The organism is Butyricimonas faecihominis (assembly GCF_033096445.1).
GTDB classification, from domain to species: Bacteria; Bacteroidota; Bacteroidia; order Bacteroidales; family Marinifilaceae; genus Butyricimonas; species Butyricimonas faecihominis.
This window is the reverse complement of sequence record NZ_AP028155.1, coordinates 2,964,154-2,988,547: the sequence shown is the minus strand read 5'-3', so window position 1 is coordinate 2,988,547 and position 24,394 is coordinate 2,964,154. Positions and strand designations below refer to the sequence as shown.

At 44.1% G+C, this 24,394-nt stretch carries 17 protein-coding genes; 13 read left to right on the top strand and 4 right to left on the bottom strand.

Features of this window, described 5'->3' with window-relative positions; genetic code table 11:
- Positions 1-61: 61 nt before the first annotated feature.
- The 3 genes from R8806_RS12410 to dprA all read right to left on the bottom strand — a co-directional run bounded on the left by R8806_RS12410 (position 62) and on the right by dprA (position 4,247).
- A complete protein-coding gene (locus R8806_RS12410) occupies positions 62-1,420 on the bottom strand; it encodes an MATE family efflux transporter (RefSeq protein WP_317715692.1) in 1,359 nt (452 codons plus the stop codon).
- A 186-nt stretch (positions 1,421-1,606) separates the two neighbouring features.
- On the bottom strand, positions 1,607-2,941 hold the full coding sequence (gene gdhA, locus R8806_RS12405; protein ID WP_124316597.1) for an NADP-specific glutamate dehydrogenase: 1,335 nt from the start codon (positions 2,939-2,941) through the stop codon (positions 1,607-1,609).
- Positions 2,942-3,134: 193 nt separating this feature from the next.
- Positions 3,135-4,247: a DNA-processing protein DprA gene (gene dprA, locus R8806_RS12400; protein ID WP_124316598.1), complete on the bottom strand. Its 1,113-nt coding sequence runs from the start codon at positions 4,245-4,247 to the stop codon at positions 3,135-3,137.
- A 285-nt stretch (positions 4,248-4,532) separates the two neighbouring features.
- Here dprA and aroB point away from each other — a divergent pair, with 285 nt between their 5' ends.
- The 11 genes from aroB (at position 4,533) to R8806_RS12345 (ending at position 21,194) form a co-directional block, all read left to right on the top strand.
- Positions 4,533-5,564: a 3-dehydroquinate synthase gene (aroB, locus tag R8806_RS12395; RefSeq protein ID WP_124316599.1), complete on the top strand. Its 1,032-nt coding sequence runs from the start codon at positions 4,533-4,535 to the stop codon at positions 5,562-5,564.
- Between the two features lie 15 nt (positions 5,565-5,579).
- On the top strand, positions 5,580-6,788 hold the full coding sequence (locus R8806_RS12390; protein WP_124316600.1) for a 3-phosphoshikimate 1-carboxyvinyltransferase: 1,209 nt from the start codon (positions 5,580-5,582) through the stop codon (positions 6,786-6,788).
- A gap of 53 nt (positions 6,789-6,841) precedes the next feature.
- Complete coding sequence (locus R8806_RS12385; protein ID WP_124316601.1) at positions 6,842-8,434, top strand: aspartate:alanine exchanger family transporter; 1,593 nt, start codon at positions 6,842-6,844, stop codon at positions 8,432-8,434.
- A gap of 81 nt (positions 8,435-8,515) precedes the next feature.
- A complete protein-coding gene (locus tag R8806_RS12380; RefSeq protein WP_164719618.1) occupies positions 8,516-9,091 on the top strand; it encodes an RNA polymerase sigma factor in 576 nt (191 codons plus the stop codon).
- Between the two features lie 472 nt (positions 9,092-9,563).
- Positions 9,564-10,715 (top strand): FecR domain-containing protein, encoded by a 1,152-nt coding sequence (locus R8806_RS12375; protein ID WP_124317752.1) that lies wholly within the window; start codon positions 9,564-9,566, stop codon positions 10,713-10,715.
- 101 nt (positions 10,716-10,816) lie between these two features.
- Entirely contained in the window at positions 10,817-14,320 is a 3,504-nt protein-coding gene (locus tag R8806_RS12370; RefSeq protein WP_124317753.1) for a SusC/RagA family TonB-linked outer membrane protein, read from the top strand.
- Positions 14,321-14,322: 2 nt separating this feature from the next.
- Positions 14,323-15,957: a RagB/SusD family nutrient uptake outer membrane protein gene (locus tag R8806_RS12365; RefSeq protein WP_124317754.1), complete on the top strand. Its 1,635-nt coding sequence runs from the start codon at positions 14,323-14,325 to the stop codon at positions 15,955-15,957.
- A gap of 9 nt (positions 15,958-15,966) precedes the next feature.
- The gene (locus R8806_RS12360) at positions 15,967-16,617 is read left to right on the top strand and encodes a fasciclin domain-containing protein (RefSeq protein WP_151412073.1); all 651 of its coding nucleotides are present in this window, start codon (positions 15,967-15,969) and stop codon (positions 16,615-16,617) included.
- Between the two features lie 19 nt (positions 16,618-16,636).
- Positions 16,637-17,077 carry a hypothetical protein gene (locus tag R8806_RS12355; RefSeq protein ID WP_124317708.1) on the top strand — a complete coding sequence of 147 codons (441 nt, stop codon included), beginning with the start codon at positions 16,637-16,639 and terminating at the stop codon, positions 17,075-17,077.
- A gap of 5 nt (positions 17,078-17,082) precedes the next feature.
- On the top strand, positions 17,083-18,381 hold the full coding sequence (locus R8806_RS12350; protein WP_164719802.1) for a thioredoxin family protein: 1,299 nt from the start codon (positions 17,083-17,085) through the stop codon (positions 18,379-18,381).
- A 5-nt stretch (positions 18,382-18,386) separates the two neighbouring features.
- A complete protein-coding gene (locus R8806_RS12345; RefSeq protein WP_164719804.1) occupies positions 18,387-21,194 on the top strand; it encodes a M16 family metallopeptidase in 2,808 nt (935 codons plus the stop codon).
- A gap of 176 nt (positions 21,195-21,370) precedes the next feature.
- Here R8806_RS12345 and R8806_RS12340 read toward each other — a convergent pair whose 3' ends face one another.
- Positions 21,371-22,699 carry an ATP-binding protein gene (locus R8806_RS12340; RefSeq protein WP_124317711.1) on the bottom strand — a complete coding sequence of 443 codons (1,329 nt, stop codon included), beginning with the start codon at positions 22,697-22,699 and terminating at the stop codon, positions 21,371-21,373.
- A 290-nt stretch (positions 22,700-22,989) separates the two neighbouring features.
- Here R8806_RS12340 and R8806_RS12335 point away from each other — a divergent pair, with 290 nt between their 5' ends.
- Positions 22,990-23,673 carry a DUF4163 domain-containing protein gene (locus R8806_RS12335; protein ID WP_124315928.1) on the top strand — a complete coding sequence of 228 codons (684 nt, stop codon included), beginning with the start codon at positions 22,990-22,992 and terminating at the stop codon, positions 23,671-23,673.
- 103 nt (positions 23,674-23,776) lie between these two features.
- Positions 23,777-24,319, top strand: coding sequence for an RNA polymerase sigma factor (locus R8806_RS12330; RefSeq protein WP_124315929.1), 543 nt, complete (start codon positions 23,777-23,779; stop codon positions 24,317-24,319).
- Positions 24,320-24,394 lie beyond the last annotated feature (75 nt).

Below are 24,394 nucleotides of genomic sequence, written 5' to 3'. Positions count from 1 at the left end.
TCCCGAAAAACTATCTTTGTTTGAAAAGTTTTTCGGGGTATAACCCTAAACATTTACCTTGTTAGGTAAAAATTGGCATTTCCTTGGGCCGGAATAACTTTTTCTGTACCACGTAGTATGCGACCAAAACGGCAGCACCCGTCACGATCCACGAGATGGGATAGATGACCATCAAGGCGTCGAAACTGGGCAATAAGGGACAGACAAGGTATATCCATAGCAATCGTAAGACGCAGGTACCAAACACGGTGAGGATTGCTGGTAGCATGGAATAGCCAAGTCCCCGGAGTGCAGCTCCGGCAATTTCGTATGAGCAGGCAAGACACTGTGTCAATAAGACGATATTCATGCGAAGTGCTGCATAATGGAATACTTCCGGACTGGACGTGAAGAAGCTGATGGCGAAGTGTTTTTGCCAGACGAATAGCACGTTCAGCAAGCCGCAACAGGCAACACTTAATAACATCGTCAGACGGAAAATTCTTTTACAGCGATCAATTTGTCCGGCCCCGTAATTTTGGCTGATAAAAGTTACCGCGGCTTGACTGAAAGCGCTAACGACAAAATAACAGTAATACTCGTAAGTAAGGGCTGCGGCGGAGCCTGCAATGGCTGCAGAACCGAATCGGTTGACGGCTGCTTGTATGAAAATGTTGGCAATCGAAAACACCATCCCCTGTATTCCTGCGGGGACACCGATTTGAAGAACTTTTCGTAATTCGGGACGATTGATGCGGAGGTGCTTGAAGTTTAGTTTGAATGGCCCTTGTTCGTGTCGCAGGATGTATATGATCACGCCTGCGCTGAACATGTTGGCAACGACCGTACCAATAGCGACGCCTGCAACACTCATCTTGAAGACAATGACCAACAGTAAGTTTAGCACGGTATTGATGATCCCGGCAGCAACAAGACAATAAAGCGGGCGTTTCGTGTCTCCCATGCTACGGAGAATGCTTGCCCCGAAGTTGTAAATCATGAAGAAGGGCATCCCGAGAAAGTAAATGCGAAGATACAGAACTGCCAAGTCAATGACATCATCGGGCGTGTCCATAGCTTCCAGTATCGGGCGGGCTATGAGTAAACCTACCACGAGTAGTAGGCACCCGCTTGTCAAGGCGATCACGGAGACCGTGTGTATGGCATTTTTGATTCCCCGTTCATCTTTTTGCCCGATGTAGTTGGCGATCACGACATTTGCCCCGACGGATATTCCCACGAACAGGTTAATCATCAAGCTGATCACCGAACTGTTGCTTCCCACAGCTGCCAGAGCCTGATCGCTGGCAAATCTTCCCACGACGGCTACATCTACCGAGTTGAATAACTGCTGCAGGATGCTACTTGCCGCTAATGGCAGAGAAAACAACAGAATTTTGTTCAGTAAACTACCGTGCAGCATTGTCCATCCGGACCGCACCTTGTGATGATTTATTATGAGTACGCATATTTTGATATTTTCATGACGCGAAAGTACAGGAAACAACCTGATAATAGCATACACGGATTACTTTTTGTTTTATCAATTTTACTGATCGGGTAATAGAGAGGAATAAAAAAATCCGCCTCGTTCGAGGCGGATTCTTTATATAGACTTACTGTATTATTAGCAGTGTCCTTGAGCGCACATAGCCTCAGCAACTTTGATAAAGCCACCGATGTTAGCACCCTTAACATAGTTGATCTTGTTACCTTCTCTACCGAATTTAACGCAAGTATCGTGGATGTCTTTCATGATCTGAGACAATTTAGCGTCTACTTCTTCAGCAGTCCAGCTATATCTCATTGAGTTTTGGCTCATTTCAAGACCAGAAACGGCAACACCACCAGCGTTAGCTGCTTTACCCGGAGCGAAAGTAATGTGCTCGTTCAAGTAGTTAACAGCTTCAGCAGTACAACCCATGTTAGAAGTTTCAACTACCATTTGGCAACCGTTAGCAACCAATTTCTTAGCATCTTCTTCGTTCAACTCGTTTTGGATAGCGCAAGGGAATGCGATGTCACATTTAACTTCCCAAGGTTTAGCTTTCGGGAAGAATTTAGCACCGAATTTCTCAGCGTAAGGAGCTACAACGTCGTTGTTGCTAGCACGCAATTCCAACATGTAGTCTACACCTTCTTGAGTAAGACCTTTTTCATCATAGATGTATCCGTCAGGACCAGAAATGGTAACTAATTTAGCACCTAATTGAACTAATTTCTGAGCAGCACCCCAAGCTACGTTACCGAAACCAGAGATAGCTACAGTCTTACCGGCGATTTTCTCACCTTTTTCAGCCAACATGTGTTGTGCGAAATAAACGGTACCGTAACCAGTAGCTTCCGGACGTACTCTTGAACCACCGAATTCACGGTTCTTTCCAGTTAATACACCAACGAATTCGTTACGGATTCTCTTGTATTGTCCGAACAAGAAACCGATTTCACGAGCTCCAACACCGATATCACCTGCAGGTACGTCAGTATCAGCACCGATATATTTGCAAAGTTCAGTCATGAAACTTTGGCAGAAACGCATGATTTCGTTATCTGATTTTCCTTTCGGGTTGAAGTCAGAACCTCCTTTACCACCACCCATCGGAAGAGTAGTCAAAGAGTTTTTGAAAGTTTGTTCGAAACCTAAGAATTTCAAACCGCCAAGGGTTACTGACGGGTGGAAACGCAAACCTCCTTTGTACGGTCCAATAGCACTGTTGAATTGTACTCTATAACCACGGTTGATTTGTACTTCACCTTTATCGTCGATCCAGGGTACTCTGAACATGATTACTCTTTCAGGTTCTACCATTTTCTCAAGGATCTTGTTAGCCTTGTATTTCGGGTTTGCCTGATAGGTATCCCATACAGTTTCAATCACTTCTTGAACTGCCTGGTGGAATTCTGATTCACCTACGGTTCTAGCCTTTAAGGCATCCATGAATTCTTTAATCTCTGCTTTCATTTGAATATTGTTTAAGTAAAAACTTTAAAAAAACATTTTCATTTACTTGAATTATCAAAATTCGGTTCAAAGGTATGCTTTTGTTTATGATTCCAAAAATTTTTCGAGTTATTTTTTGGTAGGTGCAAACGTTATAATAGTTTAAAATTTCAATCACGATTCATGAAGTGCTATGAATCTGTAATAAAACCTGTTAAATGAGCGTGTAACAATTACCGGGGAGTTGCATCACGTGACCTTCCAGCTCGAGTTTTAAAAGAAGTACGGAGAGGTCATGCACGGGTATGCGTGTAAGTTGATGTAACTGATCGATATTTTGTTCTCCTCTTTTTAACAGAGTCTCCATGAGTAATACTTCATTATTTGTTACGGGGAATAAATCTAGGGACATCTGGTAGGGTCCGGTTGGGAGAGGTGGCCAGTTGAGAATCCGGATCAGATCCTTGATGTTTTCTACCAAGGCGGCAATATTTTGTTTGATCAACAGGTTACACCCGGCGAAGGTCGGGTCTTCCGGTCTTCCGGGAATCGCCATCACGTCCCGGTTGTACGACAAGGCTTGTCGGGCGGTAGACATGGCCCCTCCTTTTATGGGAGATTCGGCGACAAGAATCGCCTCGCTCATGCCTGCCACGATTCGATTGCGTTGGAGAAAGTTTGTCGGTAAAATCTGTGCGCAAGTCGGAAATTCTGAAATTAAAGCTCCCCCTTGTTCCAAAATCTTTTCGGCCATACTTTTGTGTGAGGCAGGATAAACCATGTGTAGGCCGTGTCCGAGAACGGCCTGTGCTTTTAAACCGTAATGCATGCACGCCGTGTGGGCGGTAATGTCGATCCCGTAAGCCAATCCACTGATAATATTCGGGTGGTAACCTGTTTCGGCCAGTTCATGGAGCAACGTGTCTACTCGTTTCTTGCCCATTTCGGTTGCTTTGCGGGTCCCCACGATGGCAATATTCTTCGAGTCGGAGGCATCCAGAATCCCCTTATAAAATAGTACGAGCGGGGCATCCGCGCAATGTTTCAAAAGGCGGGGATAATTCGAATCTTCGATTCCGCATACCCGGATGTGATGTTTTTCCATGACGTCCAACTCCTGTTTTGCCATCTGTAACCAGCGGGAGCGTTCGGGTTGGATGTTTGTCAGGTTATTTTCCCGGAAAAGAGTCTCTATATTTTGATCTGTTTCTTCGAAAAAGCCGGAAATTCCGCCACATTGTTGGAACAAGGAGGCAAAAAGAGCATTGTTAAGCCGGGGTGCCATGGTGATGGCAACCTTTGTCAGGACCGAGTTTTCATGATTCATACGCCGATATTTAAAAGTAATTTATGACAAAAATACACCTTTATAGTTTAAAAAGCGAATGAAATGGAGAAAATGAGTCCATAAGGTTTGTAAAGTTTATAAGGTTTATAAAGTGGCGGGGTGTCCTCCGGGCAAAATCTATCGGCAAACCAAGCTGCCGTGGACAAAGGTCCCGTGGGTGTCCAAGAACTTTATGGACTTTATAAACCTTATGAACCTTATAAACCCTTTCTCTTTTGGGCATCTGATTAAAATAGTTTAATTTTGTACGGAAATACAGGATGAATGGAAAGTATCATTTTTACCACGGATGCCAGCATTGTCCTTGCCGAATTGCTGGGAGGAATCAGGCACGAGAATTTATTTATCGTGGCAGATAAGCACACGGTCGGTTTTTGTGATCGCTTGTTTGAGAAGGTGGATTGGATTCCCTCTCACGTGACGGTTCTGGATTGCGGGGAAGAGTATAAGTCGATTGAAAGCGTCAGCCGGATTTGGATGATGTTGAGTAAACGGGGGGCGCGTCGATCTTCCATTCTCGTGTGCGTGGGAGGTGGTGTCGTGACGGATTTGGGAGGATTCGCGGCTTCCACGTTCAAACGGGGGATGCGTTGCATCAATGTTCCCACGACACTGCTGGCGCAGGTTGATGCATCTTTGGGCGGTAAAACCGGGTTTAATTTCAACGGTTTGAAAAACGAGATTGGCACGTTCTCCATTCCGGAAAAAGTGATTATCGATGTCCATTTTTTAAGTCATTTACCCGTGCGGGAACGAATGTCCGGTTTCGCGGAGATGATCAAGCATGGTTTATTGTCAGACCGGGAGTATTTGACCCGGTTGTTGAGCTTGGAATATCAAGAAACGAGTCCGGAAGATTTTCTGGAGCTGATTCGGCGCTCCGTGACGATAAAAGGTGAAATTGTCTCCCAAGACCCTAGGGAACAGGGACTGCGTAAAGTGTTGAATTTCGGACACACGATCGGGCATGCCATCGAAAGCTTGTCTATCATGCGGGGAATGGCTCTTTTGCACGGGGAGGCGGTGGCATTGGGATTGGTGGCCGAATTATACCTGTCCGTCAAAGAAAAAGGTTTCCCGGAAGAAATTTACCGGGAAGTCCGGAATTTTGTCAAACGATATTATCCGAACTATCCTCTGATGGAGCATGTTGATACCTTGTATGAATTGATGTTGCATGATAAGAAAAACGAACGGCGGGGAGTGAATTTCACGTTACTCCCGGGTATCGGGGAATTTTCATTGGATAATTATTGTTCGAAAGATTTAGTGGTTGAGGCATTGAGCCAAGTGTAAATAACGAGTAGAATTATGGATCGAGTTATCGCGTGGGACAAGACAAAGATTGAAGGTGTGGCTGTTTTACCGGCTTCAAAGAGTATCTCGAACAGGGCGCTCGTGTTATGTGCCTTGGCAGGATGCCCGGTACCGGAGAATTTGTCGGATAGCGATGATACACGGGTGTTGCGGGAGGCCCTGTCCACTTCAGACAGGTTGGTCAACGTGGGACACGCCGGAACTGCCATGCGTTTCTTGACAGCTTATTTTGCCTTGAAAGGCGGGGTCCGGGAATTAACCGGTTCGGAGCGTATGAAACAGCGTCCCGTGCAGGTATTGGTGGATGCTTTGCGGGAATTAGGTGCGAGTATCGCCTACATGGGAGACGAGGGTTTTCCGCCTTTATGGATTACTTCCGCACCTTTACAAGGAGGGCGTTCCCTGTCGTTAGACGCATCCGTGAGTAGTCAATACGTGTCGGCCTTGATGATGATTGCCCCTTTGCTGCCGGGAGGCTTGACGCTCGATTTGGAAGAAAGAATCGTTTCTGCCGCTTACATACGGATGACGGTCGGCATGATGCGCTTGTTCGGGGTAGACGTGCGTTTGGAAGGGAAAAAGATTATTATTCCCGAGAAGGGGTACATCCCGGTAAACCTGCGCGTGGAATCCGACTGGACGGCAGCATCTTATTTCTACGAGATGGTTTCTATTGTCGGGCTGGGGGAAATCTTTATTTCGGACTTGAAAAAAGACAGTTTGCAAGGGGATGCGCTGCAATATAGATTGTGGGAACAATTAGGGGTGCAAACAGAATGGCAGGAATCGGGTGTTCTCTTGCGGGTTGTCGGTGAAAATACGGATTTTTTCGAGGCGGATTTTACTGAAATGCCCGATCTGGCTCTTACTTTTATCGTGACTTGTTGTTTAAAAGATATTCCGTTTCATATTTGCGGCTTGGAAACTTTGTATGTTAAAGAGTGTGACCGGGTAGCCGCCTCGATTCGAGAGTTACATAAATTGGGGTATGATCTGGATGTCTCCGTGCATGGCGAGTTGTCATGGAATCGGGAACGGAATACGTTGATTTCATTGGAAATAGATACTTATCAAGACCATCGTATGGCAATGGCGTTTGCTCCTGTCGGGTTAAAGTTACCCGGTTTGGTCATCCGCAATGCCGGGGTGGTGACGAAGTCTTTCCCTACATTTTGGGAACAGCTGGATAAATTATTGATTTAATCATCCGATTAATCACGAAATCATTAATCGGTAATCACGGAATCTATTTATTTATGGAATCATTATTACAATCTTCTTATTTTGCGTTGTTTTTAATTGTTGCTCTAGGTTTTATACTGGGACGAATTAATTTTAAAGGAATATCGCTGGACGTGTCAGCGGTCATTTTTATCGCCTTGCTTTTCGGTCATTTCGGGGTAATTATCCCGAAAGAACTGGGAAATTTCGGGTTGGTACTATTTATTTTCACGATCGGAATGCAGGCCGGGCCGGGATTTTTTACCTCTTTTAAAGCGAAAGGGAAAGTGCTGGCAATTATCACGTTATTAATCGTGGCCACGGCAGCACTGACCGGAATTGCCTCTAAATATTTGTTTGACATCGATACGCCGAGTGTCGTGGGATTGATTGCGGGAGCGTTGACGAGTACACCGGGTTTGGCTGCCGCTATTGATGCCACGGGTTCCTCGTCCTCTTCCATCGCTTACGGGATTGCCTATCCTTTTGGGGTGATCGGGGTGATTCTGTTCGTGAAACTTTTACCTAAGATATTATGCGTGGACATCCGTGCGGAGGAAAAACGGCTGGAAACCTTGCTGCAACAACAATACCCGGAGATCAAAACGGCTGTTTTCCGGGTGAGTAATCCGAACGCTTTTGACAAGAGCTTGGCTGATTTGCAAATTCGGACCATGACAGGAGCCGTGGTTTCCCGTTTGGTTCACGATAACCTGACCGAGATCCCAACCCCTCTATCCGTGTTGCGGGAGGGAAATTTGATCAAGGCGGTAGGCTCCCCGAATGCTTTGCGGCAGTTAGAAATCTTGGTCGGGGAAAAGATGAATCAGGATTTGCCTCTGGGGGATAGCATTGATATGCAGTACGTGCTGTTGACGAATAAAGAGGTGGCCGGGAAGAGCTTGGGTAGTTTGAACCTGCATCAGAATTATCACTGTACGGTGACCCGTGTGCGTCGTTCCGGTATTGACGTGGCCCCGAGTCCCGATTTAGTTCTGCGTTTTGGTGATAAGTTGACAGTAATAGCCCGGAAGGAGAGCATGAAGGACGTGTTGAATCTTTTGGGGAATGACAAGAGACGTTTGTCGGACACCGATTTTTTCCCGATTGCAATGGGTATCGTGTTGGGCGTGCTTTTTGGAAAGGTGAATATCTCTTTTTCCGATAGTTTCACCTTTTCTCCGGGATTGACGGGAGGAATTCTGATCGTGGCTCTGGTTTTGGGTTATCTTGGTAAGACTGGACCTATCGTGTGGTCTATGTCCGGCCCGGCCAATCAACTGTTACGTCAATTAGGATTGTTACTGTTTTTGGCGGAAGTCGGGACCTCGGCAGGCGTGAATCTGGTACAAACCTTCGTGAATAGCGGGTTAACCCTGTTCGGGGTAGGTTTTGCTATTACCTTGTTGCCGATGATCGTGGCTCTGTTGGTGGGGTACTACGGTTTCCGGATCAATATTTTGGATCTGATGGGAACGATCACGGGAGGAATGACGAGTACACCGGGATTGGCTGCCGCTGACTCCATGACTGACAGTAACATCCCGAGCGTGGCCTATGCAACGGTTTATCCGATAGCGATGGTGTTTCTAATTATCTGTATTCAACTATTAAGTATGTTAATTTGAACATAAATTACGAGGAATACTTTTTATAAGTGGAAAATAAAAAATATTTTTGTCCCACTATGGTTCAAAATAAGTGCGAAATTGGATGAATCAATATTGATAGAGAGATTACGACGGAATGATCGAAAAGCCTATTCAGATTTGTTTGACAGGTATTTCGACAAGTTGTTCACGTTTGCCTTGAATATGGTTTTCCGGGAAGACGTGGCCAATGATATTGTGCAGGAGGTCTTTATCGCGATCTATGAAAAATCGGTTCTGAAAAATTACCAAGGTTCCTTGAAAGCCTACCTTTACACGAGCGTGCGTAATCGTTGCTACAATTACCTGCGGGACGCGAAAGTCGAGGATCGTAACATGGCGTTATACGCCGAGGCGGCAGTCTATTCGGACAACGTGGACATGATTGATCGGGAGGAGATTCTGGAGAAAATCCGGGAGGTGCTGGACGAGTTACCGGAAAAATGTCGGGAAGTGTGCCTTCTTCGTTTCGTGCATGGGTACAAATACAGCGAGATTTCCGAACAGTTGGGGATGAATGAGAATACCGTAAAGGTACAGTTGCATCGCGGGTTGGAAAAGTTGAAACGTTGTTTCTCGGATTATGATTTCGCGCTAGTGCTTTTCATGTTGACGGTTTGTCTTGAAAATGTATAGGCTGTTTCAAATCGGCTCCATTCGTGTGTTGTGACGTGCGTGACCCGGGTAAGCTGTTTTTGTCCTTGAAAAACGAGATCTTGGGGGAAGCTTCTGCCGGGTATGGTTATTATATCACAATTAAATAGTTATTATAGACCAAACCGAATGTTAATATATCCTATCGTAATACAAATATTTGTTATTGTTATAGGAGGGGAATAGGGGAGGAATGGGAGCGGAATGGGAGCGGCTCGCAATATGATAACTGGATGATGAAATTATAATTACGATTTTTCACATTAGTTCAGATTTTTCTTGCTCGCAACATTTATGAAATTGCGGGGGATAATCGAGTTTCAAAAAAACGGTATCACTCGCAAATGGAAGGTTTGATTTTAATGATAAGATAAAATTCTGAAATTTTTTCATTTCTCCTGTAAACATTTTTCGAGGTTTCGTGTTATAGGGACGAAATTTTTAGAAAAATACGATGAAAATAGATTGGAGGTTGATAAAACGGAGCTTTACTTCTTCACTGGATGAGGAGGATAGGCAGGTTTTGGAAGCTTGGCTGGATGAATCGGAAAGACATCGACAGCTTTACGGGGAGATGAAACGTTTCGTGGCGAGGCGGGAGAATTTCCAGTTGAGCGTGGAGACAAAGAAACGATTTAAACAGGATTTCGAGACGAGAGTTGACGAGGCTTACCGGAGACGGGGACGACGGGTGTGGTTGAAGGTGGTGAGTTACGCGGCAATGTTGGCATTACCGATTATTGCGGGAATGTTACTTTGGACAAGGCAATCCGTGGAGGAAGTTGTGGATTACGGTATCGGGCCTATTGAGCATGGCGTGAGAAAAGCGACGTTGGTGTTGAATGACGGGAAAGTCCTTGCTCTTGATACTTCCCGGATGACACTGAAAGAGATTGACGGGGTGACGATTCACACGAATGATCAGGCGTTGGTTTACGTGGATTCTCTGGATGATCAGGATGTTAATTTACAGAATCGCTTGATTACTCCTAAAGGGGGAGAGTACACGATCATGCTGGCCGATGGGACGAAAGTGTGGGTGAATGCGGCGACAGAGATTCGTTACCCGGTGAAGTTTGCGGGTAAGGAGCGACGGGTACGGTTGGAGGGAGAGGCTTATTTCGAGGTGGTGAAGAATACCGAGAAACCGTTTATCGTGGAGGCGAACGGGATGGAGGTGAAGGTGTACGGAACGCAGTTTAACGTGAACTCTCGTCGGGATGACCAGATCCAAACGACGTTGGTGGAAGGTTCCGTGTCGGTGAAACCGAAGGGATTGGCGGAAGTGATGTTGAAACCGAACCAGCAAGCGGTGTTTAACAAGCTCGCGGGACGGGTTACGGTTCGGGACGTGGACGTGTTATCTTACGTGGCGTGGCAGCGAGGAAATTATTATTTCGAGAACAAGAGTATAGGCGAGATACTGGATGAACTATCGTTGTGGTATGATATTCAGGTGTTCTTTGTGAATAACGAGGTAAGAAACGAACGGTTTAGCGGGTATTTGCCCCGTTACGAGGAAATTAATGGGTTGTTGTCTCTGATCGAGAAGACATCCCATGTGCAGTTCGAGATAAAAGGTAGAGTGATAATCGTGCGAAAATAAAATTCCGGACAAGCGGCTACTTATCCGGAGTTTGAATTCATTCGGGTAAACAAATGCGACAATGTTTACCCAAGTAGTTTTTTAATTCAAAAATCAAATGTATGAAAAAAAACCAAAGTTTTTACTATTTCTATGGTAAAAAGAATTTATTGAAAATCATGAGGTTATTATTTATTTTGATGACAATGACCAGCATGACGATTTCTGCCAATGGCTTCTCGCAAGAACAGCGGGTGACGTTGGACGTGAAGAATGTTGGTGCGATGGAACTATTTAAACAGATTCAGAAGGAGACGAATTTGTTTTTCGTGTACAATGATGCCGATTTGGTCTCGTTTAACAACATTTCCGTGTCCGCCAAGGATGAGGCCGTGGAAATTTTATTGAAACGTACTTTTTCGGGTTTGGATTTTTTGTTTGAGGGGAATGTTATTATTGTAAAACCCTCTGTCGCTAAGGATGAAAAGAAGGAGGTAAAGAAATTCGTTATCAAGGGAAAGGTGATCGACGAAAAGAAACAACCGCTCCCCGGGGTGACCATTCGTTTGGATAGTACCACGGTGGGATGTTCCACGGATGCAGCCGGGTTGTTTTCCTTGACGTTACCTGTTTCGAAAGGTAAGTTGATATTCTCTTTCGTGGGTTTCAAACAAGAAGTGAAAACGTTTAAGGCCGGCGATGAGCTGATCGTGATGCTGAAAGAGGAGGTCTCTGACTTGGATGAAGTTACCGTGATCGCTTATGGAGAACGTAATAAAAAGGAATTGATCAGTTCCGTGTCATCCGTGAAGGCAAAAGATTTGGAGGAAGTTCCTTCTGCCAGCTTGGAGAATCTGTTGCAAGGTCACATGGCCGGAGTCGAGGTGAATAACGTGTCCGGGGCTCCCGGAGGTGGGGGTAGCCGTGTCGCCATTCGTGGTTACAATACTTTAATGGTCAAGGGTATCAGTGAAAATACTCCATTGTACGTGGTAGATGGTGTACCGGTTAATTCGTTTACATCTCCTTTAACAGGTACCAACACGCTGGCGGAGATAGACCCTATGACGATTGAATCCGTCGAGGTGTTGAAGGATGCTGCATCGGCTGCAATCTACGGTTCACGTGCTAGCAACGGGGTGATTTTGATTACCACGAAGCATGGTAAAGCCGGGCAGGCTACTTTTCAGGCAAATGCTTCTTATTCATGGACATGGTACCCGGAAACGCCCCTTCAGATTCAAGGTAACGGGGAACGTAAATGGTGGCTGGAGGCTGCTAAACATGTAGTACTCGGTTATTTCGATTCCAATAATCAGTTACATCTTCCCAATTCTCCGGAAGAGGCGATAGGGACTACCGGATTCTATGATTATTTCTGGCATAATGGTATTTCAAATGCACTTAGTGCTCCTCCTCTAAATAGGTTGTTGCAGGATAGTTTGAATCCGTTTTATAATAATTCCACGAACTGGTGGAAATATGCTTTCCACACGGGGAAAACGTTGAACGCGAATCTTCAGGCTTCCGGGGGAACGGAACGGGTGAAATATATGGTGGGACTTGGTTGGTACAACGAGAAAGGTATCAATGTCGGTTCTGATTTCTCCCGGGCAAATTTAATTTCCAATTTGAATTTAACCCCGCGGAAGAATCTTACTTTCGATATTCGTTTGGCTATGTCCTATTCTGATATGAGTATGGCTTCAGGTGGTTTGGGAAGTCATAATATTTCTTATATGACGGTAAACCCCAAAAGTACTTCAACTATGCTGGGTGCTGAAGGAGAAGTTTACGATAAAATATTTGAAAATTTGAATGATGTTTCTGAGAAGAAATATAATTATAATATTCGTTCAAATATTCGTTTAGCTTATAAGATTCTTGAGGGATTGGATTTTTCCGCATCGTTAGGAGTGGACTACACCCAATCTCAAGTAAACCGTTTTGAGCCGAGTACGATGGACTTTAATAACGGACTGAGCGTTTCGTACGGGCAGATGCAGGGGAGCGTGTTGCTTCAAACAGAAGAGTTATTGCATTATAATTTCAGTTTGAAGGAACGTCATAATTTCGATTGGCTATTAGGTTTTTCTTACACCCGTGAAGCTTCGAATAGCTTGAAAGGAAAAGGAAAAGGAGCCCCCAGTAATTATATTCATTATGTAACGTCGGTGATGCCTACGCTAAAGGAGATCGATGGGGTAATGAACGCGATGCAGTCTTTTAATTCTGATTTCAAGGAGAAGATCATGGTCAGTTATTTTGGTCGGGTAGCCTATAACTTGGATCGGAAATATTTGATAGAACTTACTTTACGTCGGGATGGTTCATCCGTTTTCGGGAAAGATGTGCGTTGGGCGACCTTCCCTTCCGTTGCTTTGGGATGGAACTTCTCTGACGAGGCTTTTATGGAAAATTTCTGGTGGTTGAGTCACGGTAAGATTCGCGGTTCCTGGGGTTCTTCCGGACAGGTTTTCTTGGATCCTTATTTAGCGCAAGGAGTTATCGGTGAGGGGGATTCTTTCTTGGGGGTTGCCGGATTGGTTCCTGCACAAATGGAGAATCGGAACTTGACATGGGAGAAATCCGATCAGTATGATCTCGGTTTGGATGTCGATTTGTTCGATTACCGGTTGAAATTGAAGATGGATTACTATTTTAAATACACGAAATCCTTGTTGTGGCAGGTGGATCTTCCCGGAACGGTTTATTTTCACAAGAATTTGTGGGATAATGCCTTGGAGATTTCTAACGAGGGAGTCGAGTTGGAAGCTCAATTGGATATATTGCGCGAGACGGCCGTGAAATGGCGGATGCGTTTCAATGTTTCCAGAAATTGGAACCGTTTGGAGAAAACGAACACGGGTATGGATGTTGACCAGAAATATGTGATCGGACGTTCGGCCAATGAGTTGCGTGTTTTCAGAAATCTTGGAACGGTTCAGAGTGATTCTGAGGTCCCAATTTATTACGATACTAAAGGAAACCCAAAACCACTAGGTGATGGAGGTATGGCTCAGCCTACCCGGTTGGGAATGAATTTGATTGATGATTTAAACGGGGATGGGATTATATCTGAAGATGACAAGTATTTCGCCGGCTCGACCCTGCCTATCGCTCATGGAGGTATTGCTCATGAAATCAAGTGGAAAGGTTTTGATTTGAATCTTTTGTTCAATTACTCTTTAGGACGGAAGATGATTAATGTCTTTAGAAAAGGTTCGTTGATGTTTGAGTCATCAGGTAAAACGGGAGCTATTTTTGAAGATTACCGGAATGTTTCCTTCTGGGAAAAACCGGGAGATAATGCTGATTATCCGATAATGTCTTCTGTTTATAGTTACTATTACGGACAGTATGATGCTTTGATTGATTCTAATATAGAAAAAGTGAATTTCCTTCGTTTGAAACAATTGACCTTGGGATATAATCTCCCGGCAGCTTGGGCGAAGAGAATTCATTTGCAGGGGTTGCGTGTATTCTTCACGGGAGAAAACTTGTTCTTGTGGACTAATTATTCCGGTCTTGACCCGGAAAACGTGGATGTAATGGAAGGGCTGGACAAGATGACCAATTACCCGAGTGCAAGGAAGGTGACATTAGGTTTAACGCTTAAATTTTAGTTATGAAAAAAATACTCTATATTTTATTGATCGCTCTGCTCGCTTCGTGTGACAGTCTGTTGGATGTAGAGCCGGAAACGGAAGTTACGTTTGATAATTTTTACAAGACCGAACAGGATCTAGAAGTGACTTTGTATCAAATGCAGAGTTTCGTGTGGCGAGTTGGTGGTGCCGGGAGCCATGCCGGCATGGGGGATATTAGGGAAGTGACATCCAGCTTGCGCCAGGCATGGGATCCGATAAAAGTGGTTGGAAGTAACGGTACCGGTTCTGCCGACTGGACTGAACGTTATTGGGTGATATACATGGCCAACGTGTTGCTGGATAATATGCATAATGCCCAGGGAAATGTTACCCCGGAACGGTTAGATTTTTACCGGGCTCAAGCTTATTTCGCGAAAGCATTAAGTTATTTTTATTTAAGTCGTACATACGGCGAAGTTCCGATCACTAGAAACAGTTCTTCTTCGGAGCCTTACGGGAAGAAACCGGTATTGGAGGTTCTGGATACGGTGATTGCGAATGCCACGAGGGCTTTTAACATATTGCCGGTTCAAGGGGCCGTGGTGGATCGATTGGGTGCCGTGATTAATTCCAAACAATTCGGGAGTAAGGGAAATGCTTGTGCCTTGCTTGCTCATGCTTATGCGTGGAAAGGGAGTATGATCGATCTTCTCGAACTTGAAGGTGATTCAAAGGATTGTTATAATAAGTCCATCGAATACGCCGGGTATCTGATTAAAGGAGATGTCGGGAATTACACGTTGGTTCGTGATCCGGAAAAGTTATCTCAACTTTTCTCTGATAACGAGGCGAATAATCCGGAGTCAATTTTTGAATATACCTTGGATATGCAGGACGAGTATATTTTCTCGACTTACCTGTTCGGACAAAAATATATCGGTTATCCACAGCATCTGGACTATTCCGCGAGCGAGCATAAATATAAGAAAGAGGAAGCGTTGATTGCCTATTCAACGATAAAATCAATGTATGATGAATCGGATTTACGTCCGCAAGCTTATTTTTATCGATATGCTTATTACAGCACGGATACGGTGGAACTGATGTTCATGGAAGATGAATACACCGAAGAACAAAGACAGTATAACCGGGATAGTGTTCGAGATGAAATAAACAAAATTACCGGAGGTTACGCTTTCCCCTATAGATGGCGGGTCGGGATATATGAAAAGGATGCCTATAATCCGAATCTATTGAAATTGGTGGCGATGAAGTCTAATTATGCCTATTGGCGTTTGGCTGATATTTATTTGTTACGCGCTGAATGTTACGTTAAAGTGGGTGAGGAAAGTTTGGCAAAAAAAGATTTGAACGAGATCAGAAGTTATAACCGGGCAAAAGCTTATCCGAATAGTAGTGGAGACGAGAAAGGATTGAAATACGCTATTTTCCACGAGAGAGAACGGGAATTGTTGATGGAAGGTCACCGGTTCTACGATGTCGTTCGGAACGGGATGGAATACATCAATACTTATTTAGAACCCACCGCCTTCAAAACGATGACCATTGCAGACGTGAAAAGTGGGGCTATTTTTTACCCGATCCACGATTCTGCATTTAAAAATAATAGTTTGTTAAGACAAAATACGTATTGGGCACAATATATAAACTAGAAAAGAGATATGAAACAAATAATATTATTAGGATTACTGGTATTGTCATTTATTGGTTGTACGAAATATAATCAAATTGATACCGGTTTGGCCCAGAAGAAGTACCCGGGAAACATGTACGAATATTTGCATTCAGATTCTTACAATTGGGATTCGCTTTTGGTGTTTATCGATTACCTGGGATTGGAAGATTATTTCACGGGGAAAAAAGCGGGATATGAAGAAATTACTTTTTTCGGACCGACGAATCATTCTATCCGTCGAAAAATATACGAGAAATATACATGGAGTGCTACTTGGCAGAAAGTTTACCTGTATCATAGCGTGAAAGAGTTTATCGAGGGTGAGGGAGAGGAGTATTGTCGTCAGTTGATATTAAGTCATATCGTGAAAGGTAAATACGAGGTTAAAGATATTCCGAGAGGTACCGACGATAATGCCGAGTCCGGAATGATAATGATATCGGTTAACGGATCGAAATTTAGGATTTATTCTTTCCAGGAGCCTTACGAGGAGACTCCGGAGGCGGGACCGGTCGTTCTGTATATAAGAGGAGGGAAATATATGGACACTAAAATTGATGTGGCCTCAACGGATATAGAGCCGACGAACGGGATTGTACATTCTTTGGCTTATGCGTTTACTTTGGGACAGTTTTAATTATTGATAGAGACAAAATATGAAACAAGTTATTCTATTTATATTTATAGCCATACTGGCATTCACTGGGTGTCATGATGTCAAGATTGGTTTTTTGAAAGCAGAAGGTGCTGAGTATGTTCCGGATTCTATTGTTATCCCCGCAAAGTTGGTAACAGCAGAAGAGAATCCTTGGACAAATGACCAGATCCGGATTGATAATAATTCTCCGTGGTTGACGAATGCGATTAGTGGAGTTCTCGGGACAGAGCCGTTACACTATGAATTTGTGAGCGTGAAGGCTTTTGACGGGGGAAATGCGGATTTGTTCTCGAAAGAAATCGTTGTGAGAGGTAATGGTCGGATGGAAGTTCCGCTGAGACCGACGGCACCTAAAGGACGTTACCTGGTGACTATCAAAGTAAGTAACGAAGGTTACTCGGCTGTTTTACCTGATGTATTTACATTTATTATTAAATGATTGTGATGAGAAAATATGTAATGATGATATGCTTCTCCCTGTTTATGGGGTGGAGTATGTCTGGCCAAGGCCAAGGAATTAAGTTCTTCGAGGGAACTTTTGATGAAGCGTTAGCGAAAGCTAAACAGGAAAAGAAATTAGTATTTGTGGATTTCTATGCCACGTGGTGCGGGCCATGTAAGCAGATGGCAGAGAAAGTTTTCACGGATGAGGAAGTGGGAAAATTCATGAATGAGCGTTTTGTCTGTATGCAGATTGACGTGGAAAAAACAGGATGGCAGAAGGAAACGGCGGAGAAGTTTAACGTGACGGTACTACCGACTTTGATATTTTTCAAGGGGGATGCCAGTGTGGTATCTCGTTTGGCCGGAGCCAGAGAAAAAGCTGATTTCTTGAATTTGGCAAAAGTGGCTACTGGTGAGCAGTTGAGTTTTGAGAAACTGTATGATCGGGCTAAATCCAAGAAAGATCTGGCCGATATGCAGTTGGTATTAAAACAAGCTCCTGAATATGTAGGAGGCTTGCAGGGTATGGAAGCTCAAAAATGGATAGTGCGGATTGATAAGTTGTACAATGAGTACACGAAGGCCAAGATGGGACCGGATTTTATCAACAAGGAGGATTTTCAGATTGTAAGCAAGTTCAACAAGAAAAGCGTGAAGGATGATGCCGTGATGGAATTCATGGTGAAGAATTTGGAAACCTACATGAACAAGCTGGGAGAGGCTCCCGGAATTTTGTTGGTGGAGTACAATAATAATGTTATTGGGGAACTGGCGAGAGCCGGTAAGGACGAGTATAAAAAATACTTGGAGAGAATTAACACGGAACTGGAGGCGGCTTACGCTATCATGCCGACGGGAACTTTGACCCCTTACGAGAAGTTCAAATATTACTATGACGGAATGTATTTGTTGTCTTACAAGAAAGATGTGACATCCTACGTGGAATTGATGACTAAGTATCTTGCCGCTTTGGGAGACCAGGTAGGGGCGAATGATTACGGAGAGATTGCCCAGAATATGTACGTCATGAGTAAGGGAAAATTGAATAATGAGCAGTTGGGACAGGTAAAGGATTGGTTGGTGAAAGCGATGCAATACGAGGGAACGGGTTTAATCGACCGGATTAATTTCGTGACGATGTTGGGTGATACTTACAAGGCGTTGAAAGAGTTTGATAAAGCGAAAGAGGCTTATAACCAAGGATACATGGAGGCATTGCAGATCGAGAACAAGATGCGGGTTGCCCAGATCCAAATGATTATCAAGCGGAAGTTGCAGGCGCTGGAATTAGCAAAATGAAAGGTATGAGGGGATTATTATTTACAATTACGATATTTCTTTTCACGGCTTTCGCCCCCTTGGCAGCGCAGGAAGGAATGGAGGGTTTACGTTACGGGAAGTTGGAGAATGGGTTGACTTATTACGTGAAACATTCCAAGGCAGAGCCGGGGCGGGTGAGTTTTTACCTGTTACAGAACGTGGGTTCGATCTTGGAAGAGGATCACGAGAATGGGTTGGCGCATTTTCTGGAACATATGGCCTTTAACGGGACGACTCATTTTCCGGGTGGGGTGATGCCTTATTTGAGAGGGAAAGGTGTTTTCACGTTTAACGCCCGGACTGGCATCAATCAAACCGTGTATAATATCGAGGATGTGCCCACGGCTGACGGGGGATTGGTCGATACGTGTATGTTTATCGTGAAGGACTGGTGTAACGAGATTTTACTAAAAGAGAAGGATATTGATGACGAGCGGGGTGTGATTATCGAGGAGTGGAGAAGTCATTATGACGTGGGACGACGTTTGCAAGAGGGGAGCGCTCCCGTGGTGTATAATCACACGAAGTATGCCCGGCGGAACGTGATCGGCACGGTGGAGTTGTTGAAAAGCTTCCCGTACGACGTGTTACGTGAATTCTACCACAAATGGTATCGTCCCGATTTGCAGTGTGTGATTATCGTGGGGGATATTGACGAGGTGGAGTACGAGAATAAAGTAAAAGAGATGTTCGGGCGGATCCCGGCACGGGTGAACCCGCTGGAACGCTACGAGGTGGAGATTCCCGACCGGGCGGACTTGGATTATATGTTGATCCTGGACCCGGAGAACCGCTCGAAAATGATTTCTTTTCACCAGCGGGCTCACCGGGTGGAAGGATTAGATGAACTGGGACGGAAATCCTACTCGTTCAAGGCTCGTATTTTCAACGCAATCTGGGGACAACGGTTGGCACGTATCGTGAATGACAACCGGGAGAAGTTTTTGAGCGCGTCGGCCGAGTTCGGTTCCTTTGTTCGGAATTACAATGGATTTTCTTTAGACATCGTACCTTATAAGGACAAGGATGTCGAGGCGTTTGAACAGGTGTGGACGGTATGGGAAGAGATTCGACGGTTCGGTTTCACGGATGTGGAAGTGGAACGGGTGCAGGAGGCACTTTTCCAAGAACTGCAGAAAATGGAGAGTGCTGCAGAGAAGGAGAGTAATTCTTACTACGTGAGCGTGTTCCAGTCTCATTTCCTGAGTGGTTTACCTTTCCGGGAGCAGAGCGAGGAGTTAGACGTCTTGAAAGAGGCGTTATTGGAGATCACACCAGAAGATATGGCCGATTGGATTCATTCGTGGGCCACAGATTCGAACCGGATTATCGTGGTATCCGGTAATGACAAGGATTACAAATATTTGACCAAGGATCAGGCGCTTGATGTCATGGCGGAGGTCGCTGAGAAAGACATCCAGCCGGAAGTGATTGAACACAAGATTCCGGAAGAATTTGATTTGAAACTCCAAGGGGGAACAATCAAGAAGGTGAAAAAGTTGGATCGGTTCAAGGCAGAAGAGTGGACGTTGTCCAACGGGGCTAGGGTGTTCTACAAGTACGTGGAAGAGGGGAATGGTTTCTTTTCCATGGCTTGTAGTAGTCATGGCGGGCGTTCCGTGGTGGATGCCGAGGATTTGCCGACGCTGGCTGCGATGCAGGCTTTGGCAATGAAGTCCGGGATATACAAGTACGACCTGAACACGTTGAAGAATCTCGTGCAGGGTAAACAGATTCGTCTGAACATGATGGTAAGTGATTACACGGAAGGTTTTGGCGGTAGCACGAAAGCGGATAATGCCGAGTTGTTGTTCCAGTTGTACTATTTGATGTTCGAGGAACCCCGTTTCGGTAGACCGCAGTTTGACAAATACGTGGAACGTGCTAAATATATGTACGAAAATCGTCGTCAGGCTCCACAGGATCTGGTTCAGGATTCGATTCGGAAGTTGACGACTCGTATCGACGATCGTAACCGGGATTGGGGTGCGGCTTATTTCGACAAGATGAATTTCGAGCGGATGAAGTCGCTTTACCGGGAACGTTTCTCGAATGCGAAAGAGTTTACGTTCTGTATCGTGGGTGATATTGACCGGGACGAGGCCGCCCGTCTGACGTGTGAATATATCGGCTCGCTGCCTTCTCGCAAGGGGAAGAAGGAGGAATATATCATTCGTAATTACGACGTGGATACCGACACGATTGCCCGTGAATTCAAGGTGGTAATGCCGGGAGACAAGGGAATGGTGAATTTGATGTTAGAGAATGACGGGAAGTTTTCCGATAAGGAGCAAATGGCCTTGACAATTTGGGGACAGATGTTGCGGAACCGTTTGTTCGCTATCGTTCGAGAACAGGAGAGTGCCACATATGGCGTTAACGTGGATGCCAACTGCATGACTTTCCCGTATCGTAAAGCTACTTTAATGGTAGGCTTCGAGACGCAACGGGATAAGGTGGAACGGATGAAGGAGATCATTTATAACGAGTTGGAGAGAAGTAAAGATGAGCTTTTCTCGGAGAGCGAATTGTCGCCAATTCTGATCTCTATCCGGCGGATGCAGGATCAACAGAATGAGAATATAGGTGTTGATTACTGGATGAACGTGTTGAATACTTACGCCGAGAGCAAGGTGGACGCCACGAATCACAAGGTTTTCGACAAGATTCTGGAAAGCATGACGATCGAGGATGTTCGTAACGCAGCCCGGAAGTTTTTGAAAAACGTGAAAGTAAGAGACTGGGTAATAAAGTCGGAAGAGGTGAACCCGCTATCCGATTGGGAAAAATAGTGGAGAGTGTGTGACTTGAAATGCGGATTTTAACTCTTGTGAAAGTCTGTACATGAAGTGCAAGAGACCGGAGGGGATCTTCCGGAAGATTACACCGGAACTCAGACCATGTATTTGGCTGAAGGTTCCGGTGTTTTGTTTCTTTGGAATGAGATGTTGAGAGAAATTATCCCGTTTTATTCGTTTATATGATAAATGTTACCAATGGCATATAATGGAATTACCTTGATGTTCTCATAAGCACAGAAATTTTCTGATGAACTCCGGATGCCGTAAGGTGATTGTTTTTCTTTGAGGAACAGGTGTAGGCTTTGCATGGAACCTCTTTTCCCTGACTTGATTTCGATGGGAATTATATCTTCATTTTTTTGAATGAGGTAATCTACTTCGGCATTGCTTCCCCGTTCTTCTCGTTTCCAGAAATACAAATCGTCCTTGTGATAGCAAGAGGTTGATTTTTGCAATTCCAGCCCCGCATAAATTTCTGCAATGGCTCCTTTGTTTACAACTTCAAAATCATCCGAGAGAAATATCTCTGACATATCCAACCCTAATATACGCTGGAATAAACCTGTGTCAAGAGGAAGCATTTTTCTTTTCTTTGGATTGATTTCCGCTCCGATCGGTATTCCATTTGCCGCTGAATGTGTTACGGGAATAACAAGGCCGGCTTTGATTAACAGGTCAAGGGCTTCCTTTATTTGTTTGTAGTTCGCATTTGCTGCACCCGCATAGATAAATGGTTTGCCTGCATTCTGCATAACACTGTCAAAAACTTCTGTGATGCGGGACTCTGGTACTCTTTTTTTGTATTTAGAAAAATCGTCTTTGTATGATATAATCAAGTCGTCCATGATTCTAAGACAATCCAACATGGATTTTCCTTGAACATAGGAAGCGATAACTTCCGGCATCCCTCCTAGTATCAGAAATTTTTTCAACAGTAGCAAGGCTTTTTTATGAATCGGTTCTAAAAGAGCTTTTTGTGGAGTGGCTTTTTGTATTGCTCCCCACAACATTGTTTCCTTGTTGGCAATAAGGAATTCCTCGAATGAAAACGGGTACACGAATAGGGAGCGAACTCTACCCACTCCGAATGAAGGTAGTTCTTCCAATGCGAATTCCAACAATGACCCGGCGGCCACGAGGTGTAGTTCTGGATATTTTTCATAGAAATATCGCAATGAGGAAATAGCCGCTATACATGCCTGAATTTCATCAAAAAATAAGAGCGTTTTTCCCGGAATAATGGGAATATTGTAAATCAGAGAAAGGTTCTCACAGATTTCTTGTGGCGAAATCCCCTTTTCAAATAATGTACATACTTCTTTTTGCTGGTCAAAGTTTACTTCTACAAAATATTCAAAATGTTGAGCCAAATTTTTTATTGCCGATGATTTTCCTACTTGTCTTGCTCCACGGACAAGAAGTGGTTTTCGTTTACTTTCTTTGCTCCAAGCTAAGAGCTGGTCATCTATTTTACGATATAAATATTCATTTTCCATTTTGTCAAGGCATTAAATCGATATTATTTCCATTTTGTCAAGGCTAATATAGTATTAAATTTCCAAAAAATCAAGGCTGAGTGTTGTTTTAAAGATTTTCCTGATACTTCTTTGATCTTCCCTGATTTTGATTGATACTTTTAGAGGGGATAAATTAATATGGTTTATATTATCACTAACTGATTTGACAGTTGGCGTTTTTTATTTCTAAAAGTTTATTTTTTTAAGTATAGACCCGAACTTTTGTATATAGCCTCCGTATAACCCTTAGAATTGAAACAGAAAAGGAGATGATGAGGAATTGTACTTTTGTAGTGGCATTGTTGGCGTTGTTTTTCACGGGATGTGAGGAGGCAACGATAAAAATAGGGAAGGATTTTTTGTCCCACAAGACCAACGAGTTTGATATTACGATCGCCTATCCGGTGTTTACCTCTCAGAAAGCCGAGGTGGAGCAAGGGTGTAAGGCGGTGAACGGGGAGATATCCCGGTTGATTGACAGCTTGCAAAATGATTTAAAGGCACAATTGAACGAGTACCTGCAAAAGGCACGGGAGATGAAAGAAGAGCCGATGATCCCGTTTGAATTGGATGTTAAGGATAGCGTGTTCATGGCGGATCGTCATTATATCAGTGTTCGCCTTGCGGTTTACATGTTGACAGGAGGGGCTAACGGGTTGACTGAGTATTATGCGGTCAATTACAGCTTGAAGGACAAGAAGTTTTTGAGTCCGGAGAGTATTCTGAATTATGACAAGAGTGCGGAGATTGACAAGCAGATTCAACGGAATTTCAAGAATCCGGAGAACTGTTTCTCGGAAGTTCCCACGCTGGCAAATGTAACCACGGTAAATTTTTCGGGAGGTGATATTTGCTTTACTTATAACCCGCTGGTTCTAGGAGCCCATTATTGTGGAGCTGCGGAAATATCCGTACCCCGTATGTTATTGAAAGGTGATTTATTGTTGAAATAGATAGGGAGAATTGTAGGGAAGACGAGGGCGATCCGAAAGGATCGCTCTTTTTTTGCATTGATATTTTTGAAAAAAGTCATATCTTGCAGGCAAAATATAAAGGGTGGATATACTGTTGCATCAATTTAACAGAGGGGACGAGCGAGCCTTTAAAAAGTTGTTTGATAGCTTTTTCGGGGCGTCATGTGCTTTTGTTAAACATTACATACCGGAACATGAGGCCGTGGAAGATGTGGTGCAAGAGACCTTTATAAATCTCTGGGAGAAACGGGGAATTTGCACGGATATGGTATATTTTAAAGCGTATCTTTATAAGTCTTTACGTAATAACGCTCTTTTTTATTTACGCCAGCATCGGGTGAATGAAGAGGTCGATCCTAGATTGGAGGACAATACGGAGTCTGTTCTGAACGTGATGATTGAAGAAGAAGTCCACCGGGAGATTATAGCTGCCATAAGTAAGTTGCCAAAGGAAAGAAGGCGTGTGGTGGAATTGAGTATGGCTGGTTTTTCCCAAGAAGAGATTGCTGAGAAAATGGCAATTTCCGTGAACACGGTGAAGACTCAAAAAAGGAAAGCGTATGCTTTTCTCCGGGAGGAGTTGAAACATTTGTTTATTATTTTCTTGGTGTTGATGAATATGTGATTCCTTGTTGATTATCATGATTTTATTCTGTCAGAATAATAAAAATTGAAAATTTTTAGTTTTCCGGTCACCCCT

What these genes read in the sequence shown, in the direction of transcription:
- gdhA (WP_124316597.1), bottom strand. Translation starts at nt 2,941, where the DNA reads ATGAAAGCAGAGATTAAAGAATTCATGGATGCCTTAAAGGCTAGAACC.
- dprA (WP_124316598.1), bottom strand. Translation starts at nt 4,247, where the DNA reads ATGAATCATGAAAACTCGGTCCTGACAAAGGTTGCCATCACCATGGCA.
- aroB (WP_124316599.1), top strand. Translation starts at nt 4,533, where the DNA reads ATGGAAAGTATCATTTTTACCACGGATGCCAGCATTGTCCTTGCCGAA.
- R8806_RS12390 (WP_124316600.1), top strand. Translation starts at nt 5,580, where the DNA reads ATGGATCGAGTTATCGCGTGGGACAAGACAAAGATTGAAGGTGTGGCT.
- R8806_RS12385 (WP_124316601.1), top strand. Translation starts at nt 6,842, where the DNA reads ATGGAATCATTATTACAATCTTCTTATTTTGCGTTGTTTTTAATTGTT.
- R8806_RS12375 (WP_124317752.1), top strand. Translation starts at nt 9,564, where the DNA reads ATGAAAATAGATTGGAGGTTGATAAAACGGAGCTTTACTTCTTCACTG.
- R8806_RS12370 (WP_124317753.1), top strand. Translation starts at nt 10,817, where the DNA reads ATGAAAAAAAACCAAAGTTTTTACTATTTCTATGGTAAAAAGAATTTA.
- R8806_RS12365 (WP_124317754.1), top strand. Translation starts at nt 14,323, where the DNA reads ATGAAAAAAATACTCTATATTTTATTGATCGCTCTGCTCGCTTCGTGT.
- R8806_RS12360 (WP_151412073.1), top strand. Translation starts at nt 15,967, where the DNA reads ATGAAACAAATAATATTATTAGGATTACTGGTATTGTCATTTATTGGT.
- R8806_RS12355 (WP_124317708.1), top strand. Translation starts at nt 16,637, where the DNA reads ATGAAACAAGTTATTCTATTTATATTTATAGCCATACTGGCATTCACT.
- R8806_RS12350 (WP_164719802.1), top strand. Translation starts at nt 17,083, where the DNA reads ATGAGAAAATATGTAATGATGATATGCTTCTCCCTGTTTATGGGGTGG.
- R8806_RS12345 (WP_164719804.1), top strand. Translation starts at nt 18,387, where the DNA reads ATGAGGGGATTATTATTTACAATTACGATATTTCTTTTCACGGCTTTC.
- R8806_RS12340 (WP_124317711.1), bottom strand. Translation starts at nt 22,699, where the DNA reads ATGGAAAATGAATATTTATATCGTAAAATAGATGACCAGCTCTTAGCT.
- R8806_RS12335 (WP_124315928.1), top strand. Translation starts at nt 22,990, where the DNA reads ATGATGAGGAATTGTACTTTTGTAGTGGCATTGTTGGCGTTGTTTTTC.